We start from the raw sequence: 1,082 nt of genomic DNA on the forward strand, positions 1-1,082 counted from the left end.
TGTACTTGGCCAAGATCTTGGTGACACGCGGTCGCGGGTGATTGATCACATAGAAGACCTCCGGGCGTAGTGGAGTTTGCCGACTTCACCACCACCCGGAGGTCTTGATGGGTCACGCTAACGCCCGGCTGACGTTTCATGGCAGATGCCTGCTGATTCGCCGTGTCGTGTTCGACGGCCGCCCGGTCGCGCATGTGGCCGCCGAACTCGGTGTCTCCCGCCAGTGCGGGCATCGCTGGGTGCGCCGCTTCCGCGCCGAAGGCTGGGACGGACTACGCGAACGCCGCAGCGGCCCCCGCTCCTGCCCGCGCCGCACCCCCGCCGCCACCGAGCAGCACGTGCTGGCCGCCCGCGCCCAGCTGCGGGCCGGACCCGACCACATCGCCCGGGCCACCGGAGTGCCGGCCAGGACCGTCACCCGCATCCTGCGCCGCCACGGCGTGCCCGTCCTGGCCGCCTGCGACCCCCTCACCGGCACACCGATACGCACCACCCGCCACAGCACCCGCCGCTACGAACACCCCGCACCCGGCGACATGATCCACATCGACGTCAAGAAACTCGGCCGCATCCCCGACGGCGGCGGCTGGCGCGCACACGGCCGCAGCGAGCAGGTCCGCGGCCGCGGCATCGGCTACGACTACCTGCACACCGCCATCGACGACCACACCCGCCTGGCCTACGCCGAAGCCCTCACCGACGAGAAGGGCACCACCTGCGCCGCCTTCCTGACCCGTGCCGCCGCCTTCTTCGCCGCCCACGGCATCGACCGCATCCACCGGGTACTGACCGACAACGCCAAGAACTACCGCATCAGCCGCGCATTCCAGCAAGCCTGCGCCGAACTGGGCGCACGGCAGAAGTTCACCCGCCCGCACTGCCCATGGACCAACGGCAAAGCAGAACGCTTCAACCGCACCCTGGCCACCGAATGGGCCTACCGCCGGCCCTACGCCAGCAACCAGCACCGCACTCAAGCCCTTGATCCCTGGCTCGAGCACTACAACACCACCCGGCCACACACAGCCCTCGGCGGCCGACCACCGATCAGCCGACTGACACCAAGTTCATGACCAAGTACA

The 1,082-nt window shown here is 69.2% G+C and carries 1 protein-coding gene; it reads left to right on the plus strand.

Annotated features, from left to right (window positions below):
- The first annotated feature begins 107 nt into the window (after positions 1–107).
- Positions 108–1,073: an IS481 family transposase gene (locus AB0G11_RS48915; protein ID WP_357594172.1), complete on the plus strand. Its 966-nt coding sequence runs from the start codon at positions 108–110 to the stop codon at positions 1,071–1,073.
- Positions 1,074–1,082: the final 9 nt, after the last annotated feature.

Source organism: Nonomuraea sp. NPDC023979 (assembly GCF_040639085.1).
GTDB classification, from domain to species: domain Bacteria; phylum Actinomycetota; class Actinomycetes; order Streptosporangiales; family Streptosporangiaceae; genus Nonomuraea; species Nonomuraea ceibae.